The sequence below is a fragment of the Yinghuangia sp. YIM S10712 genome (assembly GCF_051388935.1).
Lineage (GTDB): Bacteria > Actinomycetota > Actinomycetes > Streptomycetales > Streptomycetaceae > Yinghuangia.
In genome coordinates this window covers 216,335-240,101 of the sequence record NZ_JBPKBI010000010.1, presented here as the reverse complement: position 1 = coordinate 240,101, position 23,767 = coordinate 216,335, and the positions used below count along the sequence as shown (strand labels likewise).

The 23,767-nt window shown below is 71.0% G+C and carries 19 protein-coding genes and 1 pseudogene; 5 read left to right on the top strand and 15 right to left on the bottom strand.

From position 1 onward, the window contains the following. Positions 1 to 99: 99 nt before the first annotated feature. From ACRX5W_RS21245 to ACRX5W_RS21235, 3 genes are all read right to left on the bottom strand, one after another. Positions 100 to 3,672: an indolepyruvate ferredoxin oxidoreductase family protein gene (locus ACRX5W_RS21245; RefSeq protein WP_436789803.1), complete on the bottom strand. Its 3,573-nt coding sequence runs from the start codon at positions 3,670 to 3,672 to the stop codon at positions 100 to 102. Positions 3,673 to 3,850: 178 nt separating this feature from the next. Continuing rightward, complete coding sequence (locus ACRX5W_RS21240) at positions 3,851 to 5,101, bottom strand: amidohydrolase family protein (protein ID WP_436789802.1); 1,251 nt, start codon at positions 5,099 to 5,101, stop codon at positions 3,851 to 3,853. A gap of 81 nt (positions 5,102 to 5,182) precedes the next feature. After that, positions 5,183 to 6,259 carry a Zn-dependent alcohol dehydrogenase gene (locus ACRX5W_RS21235; RefSeq protein ID WP_436789801.1) on the bottom strand — a complete coding sequence of 359 codons (1,077 nt, stop codon included), beginning with the start codon at positions 6,257 to 6,259 and terminating at the stop codon, positions 5,183 to 5,185. Between the two features lie 272 nt (positions 6,260 to 6,531). On the opposite strand from ACRX5W_RS21235, the gene ACRX5W_RS21230 reads away from it, so the two are divergent. After that, positions 6,532 to 7,347: an SDR family NAD(P)-dependent oxidoreductase gene (locus ACRX5W_RS21230; RefSeq protein WP_436789800.1), complete on the top strand. Its 816-nt coding sequence runs from the start codon at positions 6,532 to 6,534 to the stop codon at positions 7,345 to 7,347. A 103-nt stretch (positions 7,348 to 7,450) separates the two neighbouring features. Continuing rightward, positions 7,451 to 7,639 carry a ferredoxin gene (locus ACRX5W_RS21225; protein ID WP_436789799.1) on the top strand — a complete coding sequence of 63 codons (189 nt, stop codon included), beginning with the start codon at positions 7,451 to 7,453 and terminating at the stop codon, positions 7,637 to 7,639. Between the two features lie 210 nt (positions 7,640 to 7,849). On the opposite strand, the gene ACRX5W_RS21220 is transcribed toward ACRX5W_RS21225, so the two are convergent. The 10 genes from ACRX5W_RS21220 to ACRX5W_RS21175 form a co-directional block, all read right to left on the bottom strand. Beyond that, positions 7,850 to 8,296, bottom strand: coding sequence for a nuclear transport factor 2 family protein (locus ACRX5W_RS21220; RefSeq protein WP_436789798.1), 447 nt, complete (start codon positions 8,294 to 8,296; stop codon positions 7,850 to 7,852). A gap of 64 nt (positions 8,297 to 8,360) precedes the next feature. Then, on the bottom strand, positions 8,361 to 9,563 hold the full coding sequence (locus ACRX5W_RS21215) for an aromatic ring-hydroxylating oxygenase subunit alpha (RefSeq protein WP_436789797.1): 1,203 nt from the start codon (positions 9,561 to 9,563) through the stop codon (positions 8,361 to 8,363). Positions 9,564 to 9,603: 40 nt separating this feature from the next. Then, positions 9,604 to 10,806, bottom strand: a complete 1,203-nt coding sequence (locus tag ACRX5W_RS21210; RefSeq protein WP_436789796.1) for an amidohydrolase family protein — start codon at positions 10,804 to 10,806, stop codon at positions 9,604 to 9,606. Between the two features lie 242 nt (positions 10,807 to 11,048). Then, the gene (locus ACRX5W_RS21205) at positions 11,049 to 11,900 is read right to left on the bottom strand and encodes an alpha/beta fold hydrolase (protein ID WP_436789795.1); all 852 of its coding nucleotides are present in this window, start codon (positions 11,898 to 11,900) and stop codon (positions 11,049 to 11,051) included. A gap of 138 nt (positions 11,901 to 12,038) precedes the next feature. Beyond that, entirely contained in the window at positions 12,039 to 13,232 is a 1,194-nt protein-coding gene (locus tag ACRX5W_RS21200) for a thiolase family protein (RefSeq protein WP_436789794.1), read from the bottom strand. A 122-nt stretch (positions 13,233 to 13,354) separates the two neighbouring features. Then, the gene (locus tag ACRX5W_RS21195) at positions 13,355 to 14,542 is read right to left on the bottom strand and encodes a cytochrome P450 (protein ID WP_436789793.1); all 1,188 of its coding nucleotides are present in this window, start codon (positions 14,540 to 14,542) and stop codon (positions 13,355 to 13,357) included. 169 nt (positions 14,543 to 14,711) lie between these two features. Next, positions 14,712 to 16,217 carry an aldehyde dehydrogenase family protein gene (locus ACRX5W_RS21190; RefSeq protein ID WP_436789792.1) on the bottom strand — a complete coding sequence of 502 codons (1,506 nt, stop codon included), beginning with the start codon at positions 16,215 to 16,217 and terminating at the stop codon, positions 14,712 to 14,714. A gap of 108 nt (positions 16,218 to 16,325) precedes the next feature. After that, entirely contained in the window at positions 16,326 to 16,673 is a 348-nt protein-coding gene (locus ACRX5W_RS21185) for a hypothetical protein (protein ID WP_436789791.1), read from the bottom strand. A 169-nt stretch (positions 16,674 to 16,842) separates the two neighbouring features. After that, positions 16,843 to 18,297, bottom strand: coding sequence for an aldehyde dehydrogenase (locus tag ACRX5W_RS21180; RefSeq protein WP_436789790.1), 1,455 nt, complete (start codon positions 18,295 to 18,297; stop codon positions 16,843 to 16,845). 99 nt (positions 18,298 to 18,396) lie between these two features. Beyond that, positions 18,397 to 18,555: an Arc family DNA-binding protein gene (locus ACRX5W_RS21175; RefSeq protein ID WP_436789789.1), complete on the bottom strand. Its 159-nt coding sequence runs from the start codon at positions 18,553 to 18,555 to the stop codon at positions 18,397 to 18,399. A 50-nt stretch (positions 18,556 to 18,605) separates the two neighbouring features. Between ACRX5W_RS21175 and ACRX5W_RS21170 the strand changes: the two genes are divergently transcribed. Continuing rightward, the gene (locus ACRX5W_RS21170; RefSeq protein ID WP_436789788.1) at positions 18,606 to 19,832 is read left to right on the top strand and encodes an RNA-guided endonuclease InsQ/TnpB family protein; all 1,227 of its coding nucleotides are present in this window, start codon (positions 18,606 to 18,608) and stop codon (positions 19,830 to 19,832) included. A gap of 230 nt (positions 19,833 to 20,062) precedes the next feature. On the opposite strand, the gene ACRX5W_RS21165 is transcribed toward ACRX5W_RS21170, so the two are convergent. Beyond that, entirely contained in the window at positions 20,063 to 20,782 is a 720-nt protein-coding gene (locus tag ACRX5W_RS21165) for a helix-turn-helix domain-containing protein (protein WP_436789787.1), read from the bottom strand. A gap of 189 nt (positions 20,783 to 20,971) precedes the next feature. Here ACRX5W_RS21165 and ACRX5W_RS21160 point away from each other — a divergent pair, with 189 nt between their 5' ends. Next, positions 20,972 to 22,678, top strand: a complete 1,707-nt coding sequence (locus tag ACRX5W_RS21160) for an N-acyl-D-amino-acid deacylase family protein (RefSeq protein ID WP_436789786.1) — start codon at positions 20,972 to 20,974, stop codon at positions 22,676 to 22,678. Between the two features lie 33 nt (positions 22,679 to 22,711). Then, entirely contained in the window at positions 22,712 to 23,344 is a 633-nt protein-coding gene (locus tag ACRX5W_RS21155; protein WP_436789785.1) for a hypothetical protein, read from the top strand. A gap of 31 nt (positions 23,345 to 23,375) precedes the next feature. Here ACRX5W_RS21155 and ACRX5W_RS21150 read toward each other — a convergent pair. Then, positions 23,376 to 23,474 (bottom strand): annotated as a pseudogene (locus ACRX5W_RS21150) (IS5/IS1182 family transposase); the annotation flags it as partial. Positions 23,475 to 23,767: the final 293 nt, after the last annotated feature.

Here is a 23,767-nt window from a genome sequence, read left to right as displayed (position 1 = left end):
CCCCCCCGACGCCGGCGGCGGCGATCCGCCATGCCGCCACGAAGCGGCGCGGGCCTTCGTCCGCCGCGGGGTCGCGGGACACGAAACGAATCCGCTTGATCATGGCGCCGCTGCCCCTTCATCCGAGCGCCCCGCAGTGGTCGGGCCGTCCGTCTCGGAGGGCGGCGCCGGCTGCGCAGTGCGCGCGGAACCGGCGACCTGGCGCCGCCAACGCGCCACCGCCTCCTCCTTGATCGGCCCGTAGCCCTTGATCTCCAGGGCCGACGCCGCGAGGCGCACCACGGCGTCGTACGGCAGTTGGGGCGTCCTCGCCAGGGCACCCGTGACAAGCCGCTCGTACTCGGTGGCGAGGGCTCGCTCGGTGCGCCGTTCGCGGTCCCAGCCGAAGACGTCGAACCGGGTGCCGCGCAGCTTGCGCATACCGCGCAGCCCGCGGAAGGCGAGGTCGTACGTGCGGCCCATCGGCAGCTTCCGCGCCATGCCCAGGCGCCGCAGGAACGGCGGGTGCAGGTGGTAGGTCACCGTGTACGGCCCCTCGATGCCCAGGTCCCGGGCGGTCTGCCGGTGGTCGGCCTTCAGGTGCAGGCGGGCGACCTCGTACTCGTCCTTGTACGTCAGCAGCCGGAACCACGACTCGGCCACCGCCCGGGTCAACTCCCAGTCCCGCTCGGCCTCGTCGTGGCGTGCGGCGCGCGCGACCAGGGTGAGGAACCGTGTCGCGTGCGCGGTGTCCTGGTAGTCGATCGCCTGCGCGGCCCGCCGGGTGAGCAGGTCGACCAGTTCCTCGGGCAGGCCGTGGTCCCACACCAGCCCCTCGGCCGCGGCGACGGCCGCGGGTGAGGGGTCGAACAGGTTCGGGCGGTCTCCCGGGGATCCCTCGGGCGCGGACAGGCGCGCCTCGACCGCGTCGGGGTCGTGCACCGCCCAACGGCCCCAGGCGAACGCCTCCCGGTTCCGGTCGGCGGCGTTGCCGTGGCCTTGTATCGCGCCGTCGATGTCCTCGCCGGACAACGGCAGGGCCCCGCGTTGGAACGCCGCGCCGAGCAGGACGATGTTGGCGAGGAGGTGGTCGGCGAAGACGGCCTCGGCGATGCGCCGGGAGTCGACGAAGACCGTGCGGTCGGGACCGATGTGGTCGGCGATCACCCGGCGCAGGGCGGCCGGGTCGGGTGCTTCCGTGTCCTTTTGCAGCATCGCCGCGGTCGGGGTGACCTCGGTCTCCACGACGGCGATCGTGCGGCCCGGGGCCGCGGCGGCGAGGTGGGTGCCGTGCGCGGCCTGGAGGATGTCGCCGGACAGGTACAGGTCCGCGTGGCCGGGCCCGCCCGCCGCCGGGCCGAGGGCATCGGGGTCGGTCGCCAGCCGCAGATGGGAGACGACCGCACCCGCTTTCTGCGACAGGCCGGTCTGGTCGAGGCCTCCGACGGCGAAGCCGGCCGACTCGGCGGCCTTGGCGAGGATGCGGTTGGCGGTGACGACTCCGGTGCCGCCGATGCCGGTGAAGTGGATGGTGAAGTTCTCGGCGGTCTTGGCGGGTTCGGGGGGCGGAAGGTCGCCTGCGGGCAGTGCGGGACGCGGCGTGCCCGCGGAACGGCCTTGCCCCGCCGCGGCCCGCCGCCACGGACGGGGCGGCTTCGGCTTGATGGTCACGAATGACGGGCAGTCGCCGTCGAGGCACGTGTAGTCGCGGTTGCACGAGGGATCGTGGATGCGGCGCTTGGCACCGAACTCGGTCGAGATCGGCAGCACGGAAAGGCAGTTGCTCTTGGTGCCGCAGTCGCCGCACCCCTCGCACACCGCCTCGTTGATCACCACGCGGCGCGGCGGTGTCTCCAGCAGCCCCCGTTTGCGCAGGCGGCGGGCCTCGGCGGCGCAACGCTGGTCGTAGATGACGACGGTGACACCCGGTTCGTGCCGCAACTCCTCTTGAACCGCTTCGAGTCGGTCGCGTCCCAGCACCCGCGTGCCCTGTGCCCAGCGCGCCCGGCGGCCGTACCGTTTCGGGTCCTCGGCGCACACCACGATGCGGCGTACGCCCTCGGCCTCCAGCGCCCGGGTCATCGCCGGCACGTCCATCAGCCCGGTGACGTCCTGGCCGCCGGTCATCGCGACGGCGCTGTTGTAGAGGATCTTGAAGGTGATGTCGACGCCGGCGGCCACGCTCGCGCGGATGGCCAGGGTGCCGGAGTGGCTGAGGGTGCCGTCCCCGAGGTTCTGGATCAGGTGTGGTTCCCCGGTGAACGGGGCCAGACCGATCCATGGGGTGCCCTCGGCTCCCATCGGTGTCGGCGGGAGGCTTTTGACGCCCTGGTTGCGGGCCTCGAAGTACATGATCCCGTGGCAGCCCACGCCACCGCCGACCAGTGCGCCGTCCGGGGTCACCGTGGAGCGGTTGTGCGGGCAGCCGCTGCAGTAGCCGGGTGCGCGGGCCGGGAGCGGGAGCAGCGGCAGCAGCCGCGCCGGGGCGGCGGCCGGCCCCGGCCGACGGAGCGTTTCCGGCAGCACCCGGGAGAGGACGTCCGCCACTCTCGTCGGGTTCAACTCTCCTGTTTGCGGGGTGAGTTCGCGGCGGTCGCGGTCTCGCTTGCCGATTACGCCGACGCTGCTTCCGACTTCGTGGAGGATTCCGCGCAACTGCATCTCGATGAAAGGGCGTTTCTCCTCGATCACCACGATCCGGTCGACGGACGCGGCGAATTCGGTGACGGTCTCCTCCACCAGCGGGTACGTCATCCCGAGCCGGAGTATGCGTATCCCGGCACCGGCGAGGTCGTCGGGCCCGATGCCGAGGTCGGCCAACGCCTGGACCACGTCGAAGTAGGTCTTGCCGGCGCACACCACGCCGAGCTGCGCGCCCGGTTCGGCGCCGACGACGCGGTCGAGCCCGTTGCGCCGCGCGTACGCCTGGGCCGCCCGCAGGCGGTGCTGCACGACCAGCGCCTCCTGGTCGGGCACGGCGTGCGGGCCGATGCTCGGCTGCGGCCGGTGGCGCCACGGCAGTCCGTCGACGAGCAGGTCGTCGGGGTCGGCCGGGTCGTGCCGGTCGGGGGTGAGGTCGACGGTGCCGATGCCGTCGGCGACGGCGGTGACGATCTTCAGGCCGACCCACGAGCCGCTGTAGCGGGACATCCGAAACGCGTGTACGCCCAGGTCCAGGACATCCTGCTGGTTGCCGGGGAACAGCACGGGCACGCAGGCGTCCGCGAAGGTGTACTGACTGTCGCACGGCAGTGTGGAGGACTTGGCCGCCGGGTCGTCGCCGCAGAACATCACCGCGCCGCCGTGGGGTCCGGCGCCGAGGGCATTGGCGTGCTTGAGCACGTCGCCACACCGGTCGAGACCCGGGGTCTTGCCGTACCACGCGCCCACCACGCCGTCGACTTGCGTGTACGGGACGATCGCCCCCATTTGGCTGCCCCACACCACGGCGGCGGCCAACTCCTCGTTGAGGCCCGGGCGGTGGATGATCCGGTGCCTGCCCAGCAGCGTCTCCCGGCTTTCCAGGGCCAAGTCGAGGCCGGCGAGCGGCGATCCGGGGTAACCGGAGACCATGGACGCCGTGGTCAGGCCCTCACGGGCGTCCAACTGCTCGCGGAGTACGAGGAGTCGGACCAACGTGTCGACGCCGGACAGCAGGGACCCGGCTCGGGTTCCTTCGTGCAGCACGGTCATCGGATTCCTCCGTGGATACCCCGGCCCCCAGGCCGGGGAGCAAACGGACACCTGCGGAGCAGGACCCGGGAAGCCGAACCGCCGTCGGGCGGTTCGGCGTTCAGGCAAGCCGTTCGGCGGGTGATCGGGGGGAAGGCAGTGGTACGCGGCACGGCCTCGGCGCCTTGAGGTTGCGCGGTCACGGGTAGAGCTCGGGGTTGACGTAGGCGAACCTGCCGTCCTTGAGCACGGCGCGCCTGCGGCCGGGCTGTTGCAGGAGGGTGATGTCTTCGGTCGGGTCGCCGTCGACGACGAGCAGGTCGGCGAGGGCGCCGGGCCGGATCTCGCCGGTGTCGAGGCCCGCGAGCGGTCCCATGGCGCGGGTGGCAGTGTGGATCGCCTCCGTCGGTGACATGCCGACGAGTTCGACGTAGCGCTGGAGTTCGGCGGCGTACGTGCCGTGCCGGGTCCACTGGTGGCCGAAGTCGCCGCCCGCGGCGATCCGGATCCCCGATTCCCGCAGCCGTCTCATCCCTTCCACCTGCGCGGCCAACTCGTCGCGGTAGCCGGATCGTTCGACCTGTTCCGCAGTCATGCCCCACGGCTCGGCGCGGCCTTCGACGACGGCGTACAGGTAGTGCAGCCCGGGGCAGACCCACACGTCGTCGCGCCGGGCCTCCAGGGCGCGCAGGGCCGCGTCGTCGAGGAAGCACGCGTGGTGGACGAGGCGTACGCCGGTGCGGGCGGCCATGGCGACGCTCGCCGATCCTCGCGCGTGGACGGAGATGAACGCGCCGTGTTTGTCGGCCTCTTCAACCGCGGCGGACAGCATCTCGTCGTCCATGTACACGTCTTCGGACGGGTACTGCGGCACGATGCCGTCACCGGAGATGAACAGCTTCAACACCCGTACGCCCGAGTCGCATTGGCGGGCGACGATGTCGCGGAGCTCCTTGGCGTTCGCGGCGATCTCCATCATCGCGCCGTCTCCGCCGAGACCCTTGGGGTCACCGACCATCGTGCCGCTCGGCACGATGCGCGGCCCGGTGACCAGGCCGCGTTCGATCGCGTCGCGGGCCAGCACGTCGTCGAGCGGGTGCAGGACTCCGGCACCGACGATGAGGGTGTAGCCGCTCTCCAGGTAGGTGCGGGTGACCGCCGCGACGTCGAGTGTGTGCGGAGCCGGGTCGGTGGCGGCGACGCCGGCGTGGTCGAAGACGAAGTCGAGCGGCCAACTGATGTGCGTGTGCGCGTCCCCGAGGCCCGGGAGCACGGTCGCGCCGCGCAGGTCGACCACTCGGGTCGATGCCTCGTCCACCTGCAACCTCCCCGGCGCGACCTCGGCGACGCGGTTGCCGGCGATCAGGATGTCGCCGTCGGCCGGGCGTTCGTCCGTGCCTGCGGCGCAGGTGAGGATGCGGGCGTTGCGGAGAAGTGTGCGCTCGGGCATGGTCTCGTCCTCCGTACGGCGGGCCTGGTGCGAACTCCTGTCCCGGGTGTGGTGCGGGCGTCGGCGCCCGGCCGGGCGCGGTCAGACGATCACGGTGCGGATGCCGTCGGCCTCGCGGAGGAGGTCGACGCCCTTGTTGACGGCGTCGAGCCCGATCCGCCGCGAGACCATCGAGCCGAGGTCGAGCCGTCCGGCCTCGGCGAGCCGGATGAAGCGCGGGAAGTCCCGCAGGATCTGGGCGCCGCCCACGACGGAGCCGGCCAAGCGCTTGCCGGAGAAGACCGCGGGCAGCGCCGGGAGTGTGATCACCGCGTCCGCCGCCGGCATGCCGACCACGGTCACGGCGCCCTCCGCGATCGTCATGGCGAACGCCTGCACGATCAACTCCGGCAATCCCACGGCCTCGAAGCCGTAGTCGACACCGCGTCCGCCGGTCAGCGCGCGCACCTGCTCGACCGGGTCTGCGGCGCACGGGTCGACGGCGTGCGTCGCGCCGACCCGCAGCGCGGCCTCGCGCCGGGCGGCCACCGGGTCGACGGCGATGATCACCGCGGCGCCGGAGATGCGGGCACCCTGCACCACCGACTGGCCCACCCCGCCGCAGCCGATCACCGCGACGCTCGAACCGGGCCGTACGGCCGCCGTGTTGAGCGCGGCACCCAGGCCCGTGGTCACCCCGCAGCCCAAAAGAGCGAGCTCGTCGTCGGGCAGGTCGGTCTCGACCGCGACCACCGAGGCCTCGTCGACGACCATCGCCTCGGCGAACGCCCCGCACCCGCATACCGCGGGAGCCCGCCGGCCGTCGGCCAGCGTGAAGCGCGGCCGGGTGCGCAGGGCGCCGCCGAGTTCGCAGTGGTTGGACGTGCCGTTGACGCACCACCAGCAGCTCCCGCACGCGGGCGAAACCGACGCCAGCACGCGGTCGCCCGCCTTCACCCGGCGGACCTCGGGGCCGACCTCCTCGACGACGCCGCAGGCCTCGTGGCCCGGGACGATCGGCAAGGGAAGCGGGGACTTCCCGTCGATCACCGTCAGATCGGTCTGGCAGATCCCCCGCGCGGCTATGCGCACCAACACGTCGCGCGCACCCACCTCGGGGGTGGGGAGATCCTCCAGGACCAGCGGCTCCCCGGCCTCGTATGCGACGGCGACCTTCACTGCCGGCCTCCCAAGGGTTCGGTGTCGGCGGCCCTGGGCGGTGCCCCGGGGCCCTGCGGGCGCGGGTCCGTGCATCGGGCCGGACGGTCTGCCGCCTGCTGTCCGCTGCTCGGCCCCGTGCCCGCCGCCTGGCGGTGGAGCCGAGTATATGATCCGCACACTAGAAAGTACACACTTACTTTGTTAGCGTCGACGGCGCCTGCACCGGCCGGTTCGGCCGCAGGCCGGCCGCTGACTCGTCGGCCGCCCCGGCGCAGACGGAGGTTTCCCGCATGGGATCGATGGACGGCCGCGTGGCGGTCATCACCGGCGCGAGCCGCGGCATCGGCCAGGACATCGCGGAGCGGTTCGCCGCGGAAGGCGCCGCGGTCGCCCTCGTCGCGCGCACCCTCTCCCCGGGGCAATCCCGCCTGCCGGGCTCGATCTCCGAGGTCGCCGCCGGAATCCGCGAGCGCGGCGGCCGGGCGGCGGCCGTACCCGCCGACCTGACCAGACCCGAGGAGGCCGCGACGGTCCTGGCGCGCGCAGAGGAACTGCTCGGCCCCGTCGACACCCTCGTCAACAACGCCGGCGTCAACTTCTACGGGCCCGCCCTCAAGACACCCGAGAAGCGCTACGAGGTCATGGCCCGGATGATGGTGCACACGCCGTTCCGGCTGTGCCAGTCGGCGGTTCCGGGCATGGTGGAGCGCGGCCGGGGGTGGATCCTGAACATCACCTCGAAGCAGGCCCGCCACCCCGCCGGACCGCCTTATCCGGACTGGGCGTCCGACGGGTCGGTTCCGTACGGCATGTGCAAGGCCGCACTCGACCGCCTCACCACCGGCCTCGCGGCCGAACTGCACGGCACGGGCGTGTCCGTCAACGCGCTGGGCACCTCCGGCCTGGTGATGACCCCGGGCGTCGCCGTCGTCTCGCCGCACACCCCCGACAACACCCCGGTCGAACCGCGTGGCGCCATGGCCGACGCCGCGCTGGTGCTGTGCAGCGCACCCGCCGGTACCGTCACCGGCCGGATCGCCTACAGCATGGAACTCCTGGGCCGCCCCTTCCCGGACGGCCCCTGGGCCCTGTCCGCCACCTTCTGAGACCGTCGGCTCCGGCGGCCCGGCCCGACCGATTCCCGCGAGCCGACCCGCCGGGCCCCGAACCCGTGCCACGCTGAGCCCACGAACACGAAGGAGGACGCCCATGAAGGTCACCGTCGACGCGAACCGCTGCGAAGGCCACGCCCGATGCTGGGAGATCTGCCCGGAGGTCTTCTCGCTCGACGAGACGGGCCACGGCTTCGTCGAAGTCCCGGAGGTTCCCTCGCACTTGGTGGCCCATGTGCAGATAGCCGAGCAGAACTGCCCGGAGCGGGCGATCATCCTGAGCTGACACTCCGACCGGCCCCCGAAGCGCGTCGGGAGCGTTCCGTGGGGAACGCTCCCGACGCGCTTCGCGCGGTGTGCACGGGTGTGGCTCACGTGCCTTGCCGGTCAGGCCCCGGCTCGCTCCCGGGCTCGTCCAGGGTGGNTCCCCCCCCCCCCCCCTCCCCCCCCCCCCCCCCCCCCCCCCCCCGCTTCGCGCGGTGTGCACGGGTGTGGCTCACGTGCCTTGCCGGTCAGGCCCCGGCTCGCTCCCGGGCTCGTCCAGGGTGGCGAGCAGCAGGTGTGTGTCCTGCGGGAACACCCGGATCTCCGAGACAAGTCCGTCCGTCAGCGCGATCAGCTCGACGACGTCCACGGTCGCGGACCGGCCGGTCCTCTTGGCGGTCCACGTCTGCGTCGTGACCTGCACGACGGACGGGCCGCAGCCGAGGATTCGCGGTTCGCCGATCGTACGGTCCCAGTGGCGTCCGAACTCGGCGGCCATGCGGCCGAGTCCGGCCACGCCCTCGTGCCGGCCGCCGTGCGGCAGCGAATCCGGCTGCGCGACGCGGATCTTCGGATGGTACAGACGGAAGGCCCCGTCGACGTCGCCGGACCGGAAGCGCCGCGACACCTCGCGGACCACCTCGGCAGCGCCGTCGGCCCCGAAAGCGGCATCACTCATGCGGCTCCTCGCTCCGCTCGGCATCCCGTCGCGCGTATCGCACACGGGGCATCGATGCGCCCGCTCATGCGGTCGTCCCCTGTCCCACTGACCCCGGATCGGTCGCCGACGACACCGCCCGGGCGGCCTCCAGCGCGGCTGCGAAGCCGCGGTGCAGGTGTTGCGGCGCGGGCTCGTTGCGGCCGAAGACGACCGTGTCGATCATGCCCAGCCGGACGCCGGGCTCGGTCCGGCCGGCGACCCAGAAGTCTTCCCCGTCGACAACGGTCTCGCAGATCCACGGGGTCATCTCGGCGGCCTTGTCCCGTTCCTCGTCGGACAATCCGGGCCGCAGGTACGAGGTGTGCACGACCTCCGAGGTGTGCGCGTCGACGGGGACGATCTGCCACAGCTCGATGTGCCGGCTGTCGAACGTCAGGCTGGTGTTGGGGAACAGCGCGTACTGGTAGCTGAAGTGCCGTGCGACGTCCGTCCATTCGGACTCCGGCCGGTCCCGCAGCTCGTCGATCGTGCGGAGCGCGGAGCTGTTGCGCAGGTGCGGTCCGAAGGCGTCGAAGGTGAGGACGCCGCCGTATGCCATCTTGCGCAGCGTCCTGCGGTGCAGGAAGTCGAAGTGGTAGTTCTCGCGGAAGGTGTCCAGCGTGACCTTCCAGTTGGCACCGACCCGATGGGTGTGCGGCTCACCGAGGCGCTCCCAGTCGGCGAAGTCCAACAGGGCCAGCTCGTCGCGGAGTTCGGGACCCAGGTAGGCGTCGACGTCCACCGGCGGACCGGGCCTCAGCCGTCCGACGATCAGGCCGTGGCCCTCGTCCACGGGCAGTTCGACCAGGCCCTTGTCGTCCCGGCACATGCCCTCGAAGGCGTCCGAGACAGGCATCGCGGCCAGCCGGCCGTCGAGTTCGTAGCTCCAGGCGTGGAACGGACAGGTCACCCTCTTCCCCCGGCCCACGCCGTCGGCCACCCGGACCCCGCGGTGGCGGCACGCGTTCAGCAGCGCCCGTACCCGCCCCTCGCGGTCGCGGGTCAGCAGGACGGGCGTGCCGCACAGGTCGACCGTGCGGTACGTCTCGGGGTTCGGCAGGTCGCCGGACAACCCCAGCACCAGGGGCTGCCCGAGGAACAACACCTCGAGTTCTTCCGCCAGGTGCGCCGCCGAGTAAGCGTCGGTGGACATCTCGTACACGGAGTCGGCCAGGTCGGTCGTCCCGTTCTCGATGTGGTCCACCAGACGGCGTGCGAGGCTGAGGTCCAGTGCTTCCCTGTCCACCTTGCGTCCTCCTCGTCAGCGGGTTCGTCCGACCCTGCGCTCAGCCGATCGTGGCGGGGTCGGCCGGCGTGAAGTCGTAGACCCGACTGGCGTTGCCGACCGTGATTTTGTCCTGGACTTCCTGGGACAGATGGCCGAGCCACTTGCCGGCCAGCCGCGGGGTGTCGGGCCAGGTGGAGTCCGAGTGCGGGTAGTCGCACTCCAGCATCACGTTGTCCTCGCCGATCACGTCGAGCAGCCGGATGCCCGCCTGGTCCTCGATGAACGTGCCGTACACGTGGTCGCGGAACAGCGCGCGGACGTCGGTGTCCATGTCGAAGCCCGCCTCGCCCTTCTGCTCGCCGCGCTCGTGGTTGGCGTTCATGTCGATGTCGAACCGCGAGGCCCAGTACCGCTGCTTGTCGACGACCTGTTCGGCCCGCTCCAGGAAGTACGGGATCCAGCCGATCGACCCCTCCGACAAGGCGATCCGCAGGTTCGGGAACTTCGTGAAGTTGCCGCTGAACAGCCAGTCCAGCAGGGTGCCCGCCTGGTTGGCCGCCGCCGAGTACGCCATGAACGCCAGCGTCGGCATGTCGTCCGACGTGCGGATGAGGTTCGAGGACGACCCCACGTGCATCGACACGACCATTCCGGCCTCGTCACACGTGCGGAAAACCGGGTCCCAGAAGCCGTTGTGGATCGACGGCAGCCCGAGCTTGGTCGGGTTCTCCGAGAACGCGATGGACTTCGCGCCGAGCGCGGCGGTCCGCTCGATCTCGGCCGCGGCGGCGACCGGGTCCCACAGCGGGATGATCATCATCGGGATGAACCGGCCGGGGTACGCCGCCGCGAACTCCTCCAAGATGAAGTCGTTCCACGCCCGCACGCACAGCAGCGCGAGTTCCTTGTCCTTCGCCTCGTGGAACACCTGGCCGCAGTAGCGCGGGAACGACGGGAACAGCATGGAGGCCAGCACGTGCCCCTGGTTCATGTCGGCCACGCGCGCGGCGGGCTCGTAGCAGCCCGGCCGCATGTCCTCGTACGTGATCGGTTCCGGCGAGAACTCCTCGCGCGTCTTGCCCGCCACCGCGTTGAGGCCCGTGGTGACCACCTGCCGGTCCTCGTACATCCAGAACTCCGACTCGCCCTCCCGCACGATGCGCGGGCCCGTCTCCCGCCACCGCCCAGGCAGCCGCTCCTGCCACAGCCGGGCGGGTTCGATGAGGTGGTCGTCGACCGAGATGAACCAACTGAACGCCACAGCGGCCTCCTTAGCAAGCAAGCACTTACATACTTAAGCTACCGGTGTTCCCGGTCCGGGCCAAGGGGCACGTCGGGGCGTGTTCGGATCCGGCGGCGGACCGCAAGGCATGCCCTCCCGCGCGACGTTCGCAGACAGGCACGCTCGCGCGGGCTTCCCAAGGGCGCGCCGTCGACAGAGGTACGCCCGGCGCCCCGCCCGCGTTCCGGGACGGACGGCACCGGGCGGTTCGTCCGCTGCGGTCAGCGCAGAGCCTCTTCGGCCCACGCCTGGAGCGGTGGGGCCAGGGCGGGCCAGCCGGTGAAATGCCGCCGGGCGGTCGACCGGACGTTCCATTCGTCGTCGTCCCAAGGCGGTTCGACGAGCCGCGAGTTCGGCAGCAGTCCGGCCAATCGCTCGGATGTCTCGCGGGTGTGGTTGCAGTCGCTCTCTCCGCTGCGGAATACCAGCGCGGGAATGTCGAGACGGCGTGCCTCGGAATCCGGCAGGCCGGGCACGAGTTGGTCCTCGCGCGGGCAGTATGCCGTCATCCAGCGCTCCATCGCCGCGATGAACGCGCCGCGGTCCTGGTCGAGAATGCGCTGCCGGTTTCCGGGATTGCGTTCGAGGGATTCCGCCCATTCGGGAAGCGCGGCGACGGCAGGCATGCCCTTTCTCCAGGCCGCGGCCAAAGAGCCGCCGCAGTAGTGGACGCCGAGCGTCATCAGGCCGTACACGCCGCCACTGATCCACCATGTGGCCAGCCCTGACGCCACCTGGCGGTGCCGCGCGGCGGTGAGCAGCGAGACCCGCGCCCCGCCGGAACCGCCCGCGATCACGGCGGGCGCCATGTCCAGTTCCTCCAGGAGACCGGCCAGGACATCGGCCTGCATCTCGGATTCGGAATTCCCGGTGAAACACACGTCGGAGGAACCGCAGTTCGGGCGGTCCCAGATCAGGACGCGATTTCCGAGATCCGCCAATGCGGTTGCCAGTTCGCGTACTCCGGGAGTTTCCATGCTGAAACGGCCGCCCGGAGTGATGACCCAGGGACGCCCCGTTTCACCGATCACCTCGTAGGCGACCGACAAGCCATGGACACTGATTATCGGCATTTGAGAACCGTATGCTGTCGGGTTGGCGAATACAACCGTCGGAATGGATGCCTGTGCCCGCAACGCGCGTTCATAGACCGCCGTTCCCGGTCCCTGACACGGGCCCGGACCGGGAACGGCGAACCCCGCGGGCTCGTCTCACGCGGGTGCGGGTACGTCGAGGACCAGCGCGCTCGCCATGCCTCCGCCCGCGCACATGGCCGATACCGCCGTACCGCCTCCCCGGCGGCGGAGTTCGTGCACGAGACTGATCACCTGACGGGCGCCGGTCATCGCGATGGGGTGGCCGAGACTGCACCCGCTGCCCAGCACGTTGACGATCGACTCGTCGATGCCCAGCTTGCGGCACGTGGCCAGAGGGACCGACGCGAAGGCCTCGTTGATCTCCCAGAGCGCGATGTCGCCGATCTCCAGGCCGGCGCGTTCCAGCGCCCTGGGGATGGCGACGATGGGTGCCAGGCCTGTGTCCGCCGGAAGCACACCCGCGGACGCCCAGGCACGCACCACGGCCAACGGCTCCAGGCCGAGGCGTTCGGCCTCCGCGCCTTCGGCGAGCACCAGCGCGGCGGCGCCGTCGTTGACGCCGGAGGCGTTGCCCGCGGTGATGCTGAAGCCCGCGATCTCGGGGTGCAACGGTTTCAGCGCCGCGAGCTTTTCCGCCGTGGTGCCTCGGCGGGGGTGCTCGTCGACCTCGAACGTGAACGTCGAGCCGTCGCGGCGGGTCACCTCCAGTGCGAAGATCTCCTCGGCGAACGCACCCGCGTCGATGCCCGCGACCGCCCGCTGGTGGGAACGCAGCGCCCAGGCGTCCAGTTCCTCGCGGGTCAGACCGGCCTTGACCGCGGCATTCCAGCCGACCGTGACGGACATGTCCATCACCGGGGCGTCCGGGGTCTCCACGTGGCTCGGTGGGAACCAGTCCTCCCACTCCTCCTCCGCCTCGCCGAGCCGGCGCCGACTGCTGCGGGGCGCGGTGGACGCGGAGTTGGTCCCACCGGCGACGACGACGCGGTCCATGCCGGCGCGGATGGACGCCGCGGCGGTCTGCACCGCGGCCAACCCCGAGGCACAGTGCCGGTTGTGGGCGATACCCGCCGCGTTGACGAGACCGGCCTCCAGGGCGGCGTAGCGGGCGATGTCCCCGCCGCCGTACAGGCTTTCGCCGAGCACCACGTCGTCGACACACCCGGGGTCGACGCCGGCCCGCCGGACGGCCTCGGCCACCGCCCGGGTGCCGAGTTCGAAGGCGTCGACGTCCACGAGCGAGCCTTTGCGGGCCGTACCGATCGCGGTCCTGGCCGTCGAGACGATCACTGCTTCGTGCAAGGTCACCACTACTCCTCAACTGGCACGGTCGACCGCCGGCGTCGCCGCGCGGCGGTGGGGTGGGCAGGCCACCGGACGCGGGCGTCCGCAGGGGCAGTCGTGCCGCTCCGGCCTATGACGAACTCCCCTCAACTCCGCGGGTCTGTGCCGCTCTTCGGTCCTGGTGTGAACGTGATGGGCAGATGGAGCGGCGCCCGGGTGAGGGTGGAGTGGAAGCGGACGGCCGCGGCCTCCGGGACCTTGATGTCGTCGAGCCGGCCGAGCACTTCCTCCAAGGCGATCCGAAGGCTCAGGCGCGCCAGGTTGGATCCGACGCAGCGGTGGGGGCCCAGGCCGAAGGACAGGTGGCGGTTGGGTGAGCGGTCGATGCGGAAGGTGTCGGGGTCGGGGAACTCGGCCTCGTCGCGGTTGGCCGAGGCCCAGTAGATGACGACCTTGTCGCCCTTCCTGATCTGCTTGCCGCCAAGTTCCGTGTCGCGCATCGCTGTTCGGGCTATCGCGATGAACGAGCCGTCCAGACGCAGGAGTTCCTCGACGGCGTCGCGGACCAGCTCGGGGCGGCTGCGCAGGAGCGCGGCAATCTCGGGATGGCCGCAGAACCGCAGCATCATCAGGCCGAGTGAGCCGGCGGTGGTCTCCAGCCCGCCGAGGATGAGCAGTTGGACGGTGCCGACGATCTCCTCCTGCGTGATCGGCCGGCCCTCGATCTCGGCGTTCAGGACCGCGTCGATCATGTCGCCGAGGACCGGCCCCCTCCGCCGCCGGTCCAGGAACTCCGTCACCCAGGCCGACAACCCGGCCCAGGACGCGGCGGCGTCCGGGTGGTTCGGGATCGAGGAGGTCGAGGCGAGGTGGGCGACCGTCTCGACCTCCTCGGCCGGGGCGTGGAGGGCCAGGTCGAAGAACGACAGCGCCGGGAAGGGCCGGGCGAAGGCGTCCATGAAGTCGCAACTGCCGTCTTCGACGAACCCGTCGATCAGCCGCCCCGCCAGGCCGCGTATCGGCTGCTCCCATGGGGCGAGCGCGGCCGGTGTGAAGAACGCGTTGACCAGGCGCTTGTAGACCCGTTGGATCGGCGGGTCGACCTGCACCGGGTAGTGCCGCGCGTGGGTCGGCGCGCTGGGCACGCTGAGACCGTGGGCGGAACTGAACGTCTCCCAGTCCTGGGCGACCCGCACCACGTCCTCGTACCGGGTCACCACCCAGAACCCGCCGTACTCCTCGCTGTGGGCCACCGGGCACATCGACCGCATCCGGGCCAGCGTGTCGGGCAGGTCCGCGGCAAGTTCCGGCGAAAGATGGTTGAAACGGTGCATACACCACTCGTCGCTGAGCGGACTGTATGCCGGTGACGCGGTACCCATCACTACCCCTCAACGGTCGGACGGCCTCGGTGCCACACTCGGGAGTGTAGTGTTGTAAGTACTTACTTTCTAGTGTCCGGTGCGGGACTTCGCCGCCCCGCCGGGTGCACACAGCGCGGCCTCAGCGGGTGTCGATCCAGACGGCCTTGACGTCGAGGTACGCATCCAGCGCGTCCCGGCCCATCTCCCGCCCCCAGCCGCTCATCCGGTGGCCGCCGAACGGCACCGCCGGATCGAACAGGTTGTACGTGTTCACCCACACCGTTCCGGTCCGCAGTTCGCGGGCCACGCGGTGGGCCTTGCCGACGTCGCGGGTCCACACGCCGCCGCCGAGGCCGTACTCCGAGTCGTTCGCCCGCCTGACGACCTCGTCCACGGTGTCGAACGGCATGACGCAGGCCACCGGCCCGAAGATCTCCTCGCGGGCCACCCTCATGTCGTCTCGCACATCGGCGAGGACCGTCGGGGCGACGAAGTAGCCGCCCGCCAGCTCGCCCGCGTCAACGCGCGTGCCACCAGCGGCGGTTCGTGCGCCTTCCTCCCGCCCGATGTCGAAGTAGCCGACCACGCGGTCGAGTTGCGCGGCCGACACGACCGGACCGATCTTCGTCTCGGGGTCGAGGCTGTTGCCGACCTTCAGCCTGTCCGCGAATGCCGAGACGCCCGCGACGAATTCGTCGTGAATCGACCGTTCCACGTAGATGCGCGTCCCGGCGGAGCAGGTCTGGCCGGAGTTCGCGAAAACCCCCATGGCCGCGCCCGGGATCGCACGCGCCAGGTCGGCGTCGGCGAAGACGATGTCCGGCGACTTGCCGCCCAGCTCCAGCGTGACCCGCTTCATCGTGCCCGCCGCCGCGCGGACGATCTGCTGACCGGTCGCCGTCGAACCGGTGAAGGCCACTTTGTCCACGCCGGGATGCTCGGTGAGCGCCGCGCCGGCCGTCTCGCCGTGGCCCGTCACGACGTTGACGACACCCTCGGGAAGCCCCGCCTCGGTGAGCAGTTCGCCGAGCCGCAGCGCGACCAGGCTCGCCTCCTCGGCCGGCTTGAGCACCACGGTGCAGCCGGTCGCAAGCGCGGGCCCGAGCTTCCACACCGCGTTGCTGATCGGCCGGTTCCACGGCACGATCGCCGCGACCACCCCCACCGGTTCCTTGACGGTGTAGCTGAGCACCGGCCCCGGAATGGAGTTCGGCAGCGTCTCACCGTGGATCTTCGTCGCCCACCCGGCGAAGTAGCGCAGGACGTCGGCCTCCCACGCCGGCGCGGCGCCGGCCCGCCCGCGGCCGATCGGCGAGCCCATGTCGAGGACTTCGAGCAGGCGCAGCTCCTCGAAATTCGCCTGCACCGCGTCCGCGAGCGCCCACAACAGCTCCTGCCGGTCACGTGGCCTCATGTGCCGCCACGGGCCTGTGTCGAACGCCGTACGCGCCGCCGTCACCGCCCGGTCGACGTCCTCGGCTCCGCCTTCGGCTATCTCGGCGATCGGTCGGCCGGTCGAGGGATTGATGCTGGGGAACGTCCGGCCGGAGACGGCGTCCACCCACGTGCCGTCGATCAGCAGTTGCTTGCGCCCGGCCTTCAGGAACGGCGACGCGGGGGTGACGGCGGGTTCGGGTGTCGACATCGGTACTCCTCGGCGAAGCGCACGTCAGGCTTGGTCGGCGGGGGATGCGGGCATGCGAGGCGGCCCCTCCGGCCGGGTCAGGGCCGGTGGGGACGACGTCTCAGGGGGTCACTCGTCCGGTCCGCCGACGAGCTCATAGAGGGAGACGACCGGCGGCGGGTCCGTCCGCAGCGCGTCGCTGACCTTGCCGGCCCGGCCGTCGGCCCGGCGCCGGGCGAGTTCGGCCTGCGGCTCGGCAAGGTCGTCCGCTTCGAGTTCGTAGACGGCGAGATAGACGGGCAGTTCGGACTCGGCGTCCACTCCCCCGCGGCGCCGCAGCTTGTAGCGGCGGGCCCCGACGAACCCGGGAATCGCACACAGTTCGGGGATGTGCGTCTCGGTGTACCAGGCGTTGTATTCGTCCTCGCGTTCGGGACTCACCGGACCGGATTCGACGATCATGATGCCTCGTGCCATGACGACCTCCCTGGTTCGCGGGTCCTGTGTTCACGGGGGGCTGCGCTCGCCGCCTGTGCTCGCGGAGCCGGGCGGGTCCTGCACGCGCGGGGGCTGTGCTCGCGCGCATGTGCATGCGTGCGCCTGTGCTCGCGGGGTCTGTGCGCTCCGGGTTGCGGACTCGCGGTGGTCAGTCCGCGGGCAGCAGAGTCGCCGGGACGCCGATCACGCGGGGCTCCAGGAAGTTCCGCAGCCCGTCCGGCCCGAGCTCGCGTCCGAGGCCGGACTGCTTGAAACCGCCGAACGGCACGTGCGGGAACGGCGGGCTGGATCCGTTGACCACCACGCTCCCGGTGCGGACCCGGCGGGCGACAGCCAGCGCCCGCGCCGGATCGGCGCTCCAGACCCCACCGGACAGCCCGAACGGCGAGTCGTTCGCGATGCGTACGGCGTCGTCCAAGTCGTCGTACGGGATGAAGCACAGGACCGGCCCGAAGATCTCCTCGCGTGCCACCTTCATGCCGTTGTGCACGTCGCCGAGAATCGTGGGAGCGACGTACCAGCCCTTGGGCAGGTGCGGCGGGCGTCCCCCGCCCGCCACCACACGGGCCCCCTGCGCCACCGCCGAGGCGATGTACCCCTCCACCCGCTCGCGCTGCCGCTCCGCGACCAACGGCCCGACGACCGTGGCCGGATCGTGTGGGTCGCCCACCGGCACGGCGGCCGCAGTGGCGCCCGCGATCGCCAGCGCCTCCTCGTACCGCGCCCGCGGAACCAGGACGCGGCTGTGGGCTCCGCACACCTGCCCGGACAGGTGCATGCCCGCGCGTACGACGGCTGGTACGACCGTGTCCAGATCCGCGTCGTCGAGGATCACCGCGGCGGACTTGCCGCCCAGTTCGAGGGAGACCCGTTTCACCTGGTCGCCGCACAGGCTCATGATGCGCTTCCCGACGGCGGTCGAGCCGGTGAATGCGATCTTGTCGACGCCCGGGTGCCTCACCAGGTGCTCGCCCGCTTCCCGACCGCCGGGTACCACGTTGACCACGCCCGCCGGAACGCCCGCGTCCGACAGGGCCTCGGCGAGGATGTAGTTGCTCAGCGGCGCCTCGGGCGCGGGCTTGACCACCACCGTGCACCCGGCCGCCAGCGCCGGGGCGACCTTCCAGGCGGCCAGCGTCACGGGTGCGTTCCACGCGACGATCGCACCGACCACGCCGACGGGTTCCTCGCTCACCAGCCCGGCCCGGTCGCCGGTCCGGGCGGTCCACTCGAACGCGAACGTGCGGGTCAGTTCGGCGTAGTACTCGAAGACCGAAGCGACCAGACCGGTCTGGGCCTTGCGGGCCTGGCTGATCGCACAGCCCATCTCGTCCGCTGTCACCCGGGCGATCTCGTCCGCGCGCTTGTCCAACAACTCTGCTGCCCGCGCCAGGACTTCGGCACGATCGGCGGGTGGCATACGGGGCCAGGGGCCCTCGTCGAAGGCCTGGCGCGCGGCCGCGACGGCGCGGTCGATGTCCCGCTCCCCGGCGAGGGGCACCTGTCCGACGGGCTCTTCGGTGGACGGCGAGACGACGTCCACCACGGCTCCGTCGACCGGTTGGGTCCAGGTGCCCCCGATCAGGAATGCGCGCCGATCCATCAGCCGGTCTTTCACCGTTTTCCTCCGTGGATGCCCCGGCCTTCAGGCCGGGGAGGGATCGGACCCCTGCGAAGCAGGGCAGGGGCAGCTGAATCGCCGTCAAGGCGATTCGGCGTCTGTTTCGGCGGCGTCGCGTTCGGTCTCCAAGCGGTGGACGATCTCCGAATTGAGGGACCTGCGGGCGGACTTCGCCTGCGCGGCCAGCCACTCATGGAGGTCGGTGGGCAGGCGGAGCGTGATACGTGTCGTCTCTTCCATGACCCCAGAGTAGGGCCATGGCGACATCTTGGGGCTGGTAGGATGACACCATGACGACACGAAGGGCGGCTGATGGTGCCGCCCGCGCCCGGTACACCTACCGGCTGCGTGTGTCGTCGACCGCCCGCGCGAAGCTGCTCGCGGAGTGGGACCGGTGCCGGTGGGTGTGGAACGAATGCGTCGCCAAATCCCGGCAGGCCCACGACCTCAACCGCGCCAACCCCAACGGGGAGAAGCTGACGTGCGGCCCGGCGCAGCTCGACAAGATGCTCACCGACGCCCGCGCGATCACACTGTGGCTCCGCGACGGCGCGAGCGTCCCCCAGCAGCAGACCATCCGGGACTTCGCGAAAGCCCGCACCAAAGCCCTCAAGGACATCGCGAGCCGCCTGCCGGTGCGGCAGCGCGCGGGCATGCCCCGGACCAAGAGGAAACGCTGCGCCCTGCCGACGCTGAACTACACCATCCGGGGCTTCCGCCTCAAAGACGGCAGGCTGCACCTCGCGGGCGGGATCGTCGCGACGGTGGTGTGGTCCCGGGAACTGCCGTCCGTGCCTTCGTCGGTCCGTGTGTACCGGGACAGTGTCGGGCACTGGTACGCGTCGTTCGTCGTCGCCACCGAGGCACAACCCCTCCCGGAGACGGGCGCGGTGATCGGCGTCGACTGGGGTGTGAGGGAAACCGCGGCCACCACCTCCGACGCGCACGACCTCCCCCACGCCGAGCACGGCAGGCGCGCCGCGCAGCGCCTCGCGCGGTATCAGCGGATGATGGCCCGCCGCAAGCCCGCGCGCGGGCAAGCCGCCTCCAAGGGCTACCGCGAAGCGCGGCGGCAGACCGCGAAGGTGCACAAGAAGGTCGCGCGGCAGCGTCAGGACACCGCCCGGAAGTGGGCCAAGCGCGTGGTCCGTGATCACGACGCGGTCGCCGTCGAGGACTTCCGCCCGAAGTTCCTTGCGAAGACGACGATGGCACGCAAGGCCGCTGACGCGGCGATCAGCGCCACGAAGGCGGCGCTGGTCGAGATGGGCCGCAAACACGGGCGGGACATCCGCCTCGTCAACCCCGTGCACACCACCATGGACTGCGCGCAGTGCGGAGCGAGAACCAAGCACGCACTCCCCCTTTCCGAACGTACCTACACCTGCGCCGCGTGCGGGGCGGTGTCCCCGAGGGACAAGAACTCCGCGCGCGTGATGCTGGTCCGGGCTGGTCTCAACCCGGCTGGTGTTGATGTCGGAAGACCTCCGGGAGCGCCGCTCCCCGAGGCAGCCTGAGCCAGGAATCCCCTCCCTTCAGGGAGGGGAGGATGTCAAAGAGCCTCCCGCGTCGCGAGGTGGTCAGGTGCTCACCAGCAGAGCCTCACAGATAAGTGAGTATTCGCTTGTCACTGAGCCTACGCGTCGCGCCGCCGGGACACCAGACCGTCCACCGCCCGGACAGGCGCACCCCGACCCGCCCCACGGCGACCGGTGCCATGAAGCTACTATAGTAAGTACTGACTTATCTACGCCTCGGAAAAAGGCACAGCGGAGGGCCTCTTGGTCCCGCGGGCGGCACGCCGCTGCGCCGGCTCGATGGCCGGGAAGAAGCCCTTGACGGTCCCCTCGGCGACCGCGGACAGCGTACGGTTCCGGCTGAACTTCGTGCTGTGGCGGCTCTCCAGAGCGAGAATCAGCGCGGTGCCCATGACCACACGCGCCGAGATCTCCGGCGACTCCATCTCGTAGCCGTAGCGGTCCTCGACCTTGCGCCACGCCTCGGCCAGGCGGTCCATGGCGACCGCGAAGTGGCTGCGGTAGAACTTCCGCGCCACCTCGGGATCCCCGAACAGCACGAGCCCCAGCAGCGGCAGCACCTCCTCCAAGGTGGAGACCAGGTGCCGATACAGACTGTTCATCGTCTGCAACTGGCGCTGCGGGGACAAGGGTTCGTCCAGGTCGACGACCTCGGCCGCGGCGACCAGCTCGTCCACCGCGATCCGCAGCGGCTCGACGACAGCCTCGTAGAAAAGCTGTTCCTTGCTCTCGAAGTGGCGGTAGATCACCGCCTCGCTGATCCCGGCGCGCTCGGCGATCGCCTTGACGGTCGTGCCGCTCATGTCACCGGTGTCGGCGAACTCCAGTCGCGCGGCCTTCAGGATGGAGCTCTTGCGAGCCTCCGCGCTGAGCCGCCGGCGCCCGGGGGCACCGACCAGCTTGGACGATCGATTCACACGCTCAGCCACTGGTCCTCCACAGCCGCCACGGCTCAGATGAGTAAGTACCCACTATTCTAGCCGGAACGGGCTGTTTCTCCGGCCGCCGCGTGGCCGCGGGTCTTGACACCGCTCTGTCACCGCCTGACACTTCTAAGAAAATAAGTACTCACTTAGTGGTGTCGGGCAGGACGCTGCGACCCGGCCGAGGGAGATGCCATGCACGACATCGTGATCCACGGCGGCGAGGTGGTCGACGGCACGGGTTCGGCGCCGCGCCGCGCGGATGTCGCCGTCGACGGCGACCGGATCACCGAGATCGGCACGGTGAGCGGGCCGGCGCGCCGCCGCATCGACGCCGCCGGGCGCCTGGTCACCCCCGGGTTCGTCGACATCCACACCCACCTCGACGCCCAATTGTTCTGGGACCCGGTCGCGAGCCCGTCGTGCCGGCACGGCGTGACCACCGTCGTCCTCGGCAACTGCGGGGTCACCTTCGCCCCGGTCGGCGCCGGACAGGAACGCTACCTCGCGGAGATGATGGAGGCCGTCGAGGACATCCCCGCCGACAGCATCATGGCCGGGCTCGACTGGGGCTGGCACTCCTACGGCGACTACCTGCGCAGCCTCGCGAGCCGCCCGCTCGGCGTCAACGCCGGAGGAATGATCGGCCACTGCGCCCTGCGCCACCACGTCATGGGCCCGCGCAGCCTCGACGAGGCACCCGCCACCGACGAGGACATCGCCCGCATGGCCGCCCTGGTCGGCGAAGCGATGGACGCCGGGGCCCTCGGCTTCTCCACCTCCCGCAGCCTCATGCACACCGTGCCCGACGGACGCCCGGTGCCCGGCACGTTCGCCCGCCCCGAGGAACTCGCCGCGATAGCAGGGGCGTTGGGAACCCGCAACCGCGGCGTCATCGAAGTCGTCCCGCGGATCGGCGAACGGGACGGACCGCAGCGGGAGAACTCCGTCGCCGAACTCGCCTGGATGGAACAGGTCAGCCGCGCCTCCGGCCGGCCCCTCACCTTCGCCATCATGCAGAGCGACCGCCGCCCGGGCCTGTGGTCGTGGGTGATGGAGCAGGTCGCCGCTGCCCGCGCCCGGGGCGCCGACCTGCGGCCCCAGACGGCCGCGCGCGGCAGCGCCATCCTGTTCGGACTCGTCGGCCGCACCCCGTACGACGCCCTCCCGGCCTGGAGCGAACTCAAGGAACTCCCCTGGGAGCAAAGGCTCAAAGCGCTGGCCGACGACACATGGCGCGGCCGGCTAGTCGCCGATGCCGAGCAGCCGGTCACACAGTCGGGGCCCCTGGCTCCGAAGGATCCGGCCAAGATGTACCTCCTGCCCCCGGGGCCGGCCGCGTACAACGTCAGCCCTCGCAACAGCCTCGCCGCCGAAGCCGCACGCCGGGGCACATCCGCCGCCGAGGCGTTCATCGACTACACCCTCGACACCGGCGGACGCGGGCTCCTCTACTACCCGGTCCTGAACCAGGACCTCGACGCCGTCGCGGCCATGCTGACCAACCCCGACGTGGTCCTCGGCGTCGCCGACGCCGGCGCCCACGTCGCCCTCACCATGGACGCCGGCCAGGCCACCTACCTGCTGCGGCACTGGGTCCGCGACCGCGGGCTGCTCGACGTCGGGCGGGCCGTGCGCAAACTGACCTCCGAAGGCGCACAGCTCTTCGGCCTCGAAGGACGCGGCGTGCTGGCCCCCGGCGCGTACGCCGACATCAACGTCATCGACCTCGACCACCTCGACCTGGACACCCCCGAGATGGCCGCAGACCTCCCCCTCGGCGCCGACCGCTTCGTCCAGCAGGCCCGCGGCTACGACTACACCCTCGTCAACGGACAGGTCCTGGTCGACCACGACGAACTCACCGAAGCCCGACCGGGACGGCTTGTCGTCCCGAGCTGACCAAGAAGCCACCCGAAACAGGTCAGGAGCACGGTGACTCCAGGCAGGAACAAGGGAATCGAGGCAGCCCCCCGGCGTCGCCCGTACCACGGTGAGGTCCTGCGCGAGTGGACCAAGGCATGGCGGGAGGACAGGCGCCACGGCGAAGGGGGCACGGCGGCCGATGCGGTCGACGAGCTGCCCGGCACGTTGGCACCCGTGCTGCTGGTGGCGGCGTCGACCGCAGCCGACGCCGTGCGGTTCGCGGGCGGGCTCATGTTCGACCGCGCCTCCCTCGGGTGGCGCGTCACCGTCGTCACCATGGACGGCTCCGCGCCCGGCTGTCAGGCGCTTCCCATTCTCGGCGCCACGGCATGCGGCAGATCCGCGGGCGACCCGCCTCACACAAGCGCCCGGCTGCCACGTGCCGTCGCCGTCGCGAGCGGTTTGTACGAGCACGAGGAACGCATGCGTCGCTGGGTGCGGTCGAGCGCGGACGACAACGCGGTCGAGATCCGCTTCTGGGACTCCCGCCGGGCTGCGGCGGGAGAGGACACGGGCCGAGATGACTGCCATCGGTTGAGCCTCGCCGCCCGGGCGTTCAAGGCACAGGCCCTGGCGGCGGTCGGCGCTCCGCGGGAGTGCTGCGGTTCCGTCGAGGTTTTTCGCTGCACGTACAACAGCTGACAAAAAGAGTTGAGTTGCCGGTAAGTGATCGGGCAGCACCCAAGTTTGAGAATGCTTCGTGGATGTCGGCTCGGCGTTCCCAGCGGATGCGAAGTCGGCGGAAGCCATGCAACCAGGCGAAGCTGCGTTCGGCTCGGACGAGGACCGTGCTCTCGGGCTCTGCGACGAACGCGCGGCAAGCAGTCGGCCTTGGCATGGCGGGGCCGGGCGTCCCCGCCGGTGACCCCGTCGCTGTGCCTCGACCCGGTCGACCTGTGGTTCCACGCCCAGGACCGCTACTTCGACTACCTGATCCGGCCCCTGGACTCCTGGCCGGGGCCCCACGTCCTCGACACCGGCTGCGGCACCGGGCCGCTCGGCCCTGCGCCTGACCGAACAGTGGGGCGCACACGGGTCTTTGGCCCGGGTGCCGTCCGTCGGAGG